The following is a 2,818-nucleotide window of genomic DNA, read 5'->3' as shown; positions in this document are numbered from 1 at the left end:
GCCAGCCGTCTGCAGACCTGTACGGCCAAGTTACTGGACAAGCCGAACCGGGCACGGATTTGGTGGTAGCACAGAGATTGAAGTTTAACGGCGTTAACGATCTTCTCCGGTGTGTTCTGGTTCACCCAGTTCAAGGCTTGGCCGAAGGCATCCAAGGTCGCATCCAACTTTGCGGCTTGCGACTGAGACACCTTGAGCCTGCAGGAAAGGGTCAGGACTTGGGTCATACCCTTACGGTACCTCATCAAAGTGCATTCCTCCCGACCCTCGCCCTGTGGGCAGAGGGCGGGGCTCCTGCGCTAGTAAGCTGAGACTTCAATCACCAGCTTCCCGTACTGCTTAGCCACCGCCTTCAGCAGCTCTTTGAAGGCTCCATGCGCCCAAGTCAGTAGCGAGCGCACTACTCTGCCCTGCATAGCTGCAAGGCCGCAATCTCTCGCCCCCTAACGGGAAGTGGGGGAGAGGTACATAAAGAAGAAGTCTAATTGTCGGCATTAGCGGCGAAGGGGCTCGGAAATGGCCGCCACCTCCCGCAGAAACTGATCCTGTTGTTGGCTCAAAATGCCCAGGTCGGGGCCTTGGTTGAGCAGGATAAAGCGGTTGCCATCCGGCAATTGCCCCATCATCATCAGCCGATCCGCAGCGGATCCCACCTGAGCCACCGTGCCTGGGGGCAAGGTGCGCGCCTGCAGGGTGCTGTGGCCAATGCCCGCTCTGGGCAAGATCCGAGTCGGATCCCCGTCCGTGAGATCCACCAACTGCTCCCAGAGGTGAGCTAGGGCGCGAGGGGAGAGGTACAGGGCTTGCCCCCTTTGTCCAAAGCGAATGTCTTGCTCGGCGGGGGCCATGTCGGGATCCAGGCGGGAAATGGGCTGAGCCACCAACCGCTGCCGCAGGTACTCCAGCAGGGCTGTTTTGCCCCCCAGTTCCGCCAACAGGGCTTCTGCCATAGTCCGGTCGTTGCTGCCGTTGAGGATTTGCAACAGGGATCCCAGGCGTAGCGAGGTATAACGAGCCAAGCAGTGGGCGTCCGCGGGCAGGGCTGTCAGGGTTGACACCGAGCCGCGAATGGCAACCGGGTGGGGCTGTTGCGTATCGCTGAGGAGCTCTGCCAAACGCCGAGCACCGGCCAAAGGATCGGGTTGGCCCAGCAGGTGGAAGGGGGACAACACCTTCACATCCCCGTAGATCTGGCGAATGTTGAGGCTATGCAAATGGTGGGCCAGCTCTGCCACATTCGCTTCCGTGAAGTAGGGATCCCCGCCACCCACCAGGATCAAATCTCCCGTCAAGCGATGGCCCAAAAGATGGCCTGTGGTGTAGAACCGGGTCTCAAAGCGACGTTCATAGCCCCAAGTCTCCAGGGCCATCAAGCTGATGGCCAACTGATCCAAGGCTCCCACCGGCAAAGGCCGATCCGATAAATGCTCCGCTAACAGATCCCCTTCCGGTGTCCAGAGCAGGATCCCCTGTTGAGAGAGCGCTCCCCCTTGGGCTGCCAATCCCTGCAAAAAGCCGGACAAGACCGGAGCATAAGGGGAATCTTCCCACTCCGGCGATTGGGCACGAGGCCACCAGGGGGGAAGGCCCGGAGTTCCACTTGGGGAAGGCAGCGGCGGCGGTGGGGTGGGGATGGGGGGGAAAGGATTCTGAGCCGATGTGGGAAACTCGACTTCGGCACCCGTGCGATTGCTCCAGCAGGCCCCCAAGGCCAAAGCACCGGCCAACGGGATCCCTGCCCAGAGGAAACGACGATGGGGGCGCAACCCCTGTGGGATAAGCGGCATGACGACCTCACCAAAGACACTTGCAAAAGACGACAGGCTGGCAAGACTTGACGCTACTCTAGTGCCATCCGAACTGCCTTTGCAAATCTCTGTGGCAGCCTCTTCCAGCGCTATCGACTCCAGTTCATGCGAGCCCATCTTTTGCTTGGCAGGGATCCCACTCGGCTGTAGCCTGATGCGAAGCCAGAAAATGCTGTGTTGCCTGATGGATATCCTTTGCAACGGCAATGGCTGCAGATCGTCCGTTGGCTGTGCAAGGGCTAGGCTGTACTGGAGAGGGTGGGAGATGGCTCATACACTCGTGCAGAACGGATCGCAAGCTCCTTCTCTCCTGAGTAAAAGATAAAATAGGGCGATTTAGACTCTAAGCATTCCAGGCCGCCAATGGGAAACAGTCCAACCAAAGTAAGAGTTCAATCGGAAAAACAGGCTTTCCTAGAACGGTGGCATGACATTCTCGCCCCCAACTCCTTGGGCTATCGCATTCGATTGTTGTCTCAATTGGTGCGGCGGAAGTTCCAGTCCTATTTAGAGCCTTTTGGCCTAACCATCTCCCATTGGGTGGTGCTCTGCTGCCTCTGGGAAGAAGACGGGATCCCGACTTCCACCATTTGTGAGCGCCTGCAGCAGTTGGGGGGCACCATGACCGGGGTGTTGGATGGCATGGAAAAACGGGAGCTGATCCGGCGGCAGCGGGATCCTGAGGATCGGCGGATTTGGCGAGTCTACCTCACACCGGCAGGAGAGGAGCTGAAAGACGTTTTGCCCCCTCTGATTTGGCAGTTGCGGGAGCAAACCTACGGCTGTCTCAGCCCAGAAGAACGGGCAACCCTCTCGCGGCTGGTGGATCGGCTGATCGCCCATTTGTCAGTGGATCCAGAGGCGGCTGTATTGTCAGAGCCAAGCCAATAGTCTTTGGTCTTCATGGGTCGTGTTGGTAAACTACCCCCGCCTAAAGGCGGGAGCTTTCAGTAGCCCTAGAGTCGGCAAGCCAACCCTGGACCTCTAGGCTGGTTTACAAAAGCAGCCCC

Annotated in this window: 2 protein-coding genes and 1 pseudogene; 1 reads left to right on the top strand and 2 read right to left on the bottom strand. The window is 58.7% G+C overall.

What is annotated here, in order from left to right; translation table 11 throughout:
• Both ACVWYZ_RS14225 and ACVWYZ_RS14220 read right to left on the bottom strand, forming a co-directional pair.
• Positions 1-227, bottom strand: a pseudogene (locus tag ACVWYZ_RS14225) (RNA-guided endonuclease TnpB family protein); the annotation flags it as partial.
• Between the two features lie 267 nt (positions 228-494).
• Positions 495-1,787, bottom strand: coding sequence for a D-alanyl-D-alanine carboxypeptidase (locus ACVWYZ_RS14220; RefSeq protein ID WP_457467420.1), 1,293 nt, complete (start codon positions 1,785-1,787; stop codon positions 495-497).
• 384 nt (positions 1,788-2,171) lie between these two features.
• Here ACVWYZ_RS14220 and ACVWYZ_RS14215 point away from each other — a divergent pair, with 384 nt between their 5' ends.
• On the top strand, positions 2,172-2,699 hold the full coding sequence (locus ACVWYZ_RS14215) for a MarR family winged helix-turn-helix transcriptional regulator (RefSeq protein WP_414358452.1): 528 nt from the start codon (positions 2,172-2,174) through the stop codon (positions 2,697-2,699).
• The last annotated feature ends 119 nt before the right edge of the window (positions 2,700-2,818 follow it).

The sequence above is a fragment of the Thermostichus sp. MS-CIW-37 genome (assembly GCF_054060065.1).
This window is presented reverse-complemented; position numbering and strand designations above follow the sequence as displayed.

Excerpts from the sequence above, each read along its gene's own strand:
- ACVWYZ_RS14215 (WP_414358452.1), top strand. The coding sequence starts at position 2,172 with ATGGGAAACAGTCCAACCAAAGTAAGAGTTCAATCGGAAAAACAGGCT.
- ACVWYZ_RS14220 (WP_457467420.1), bottom strand. The coding sequence starts at position 1,787 with ATGCCGCTTATCCCACAGGGGTTGCGCCCCCATCGTCGTTTCCTCTGG.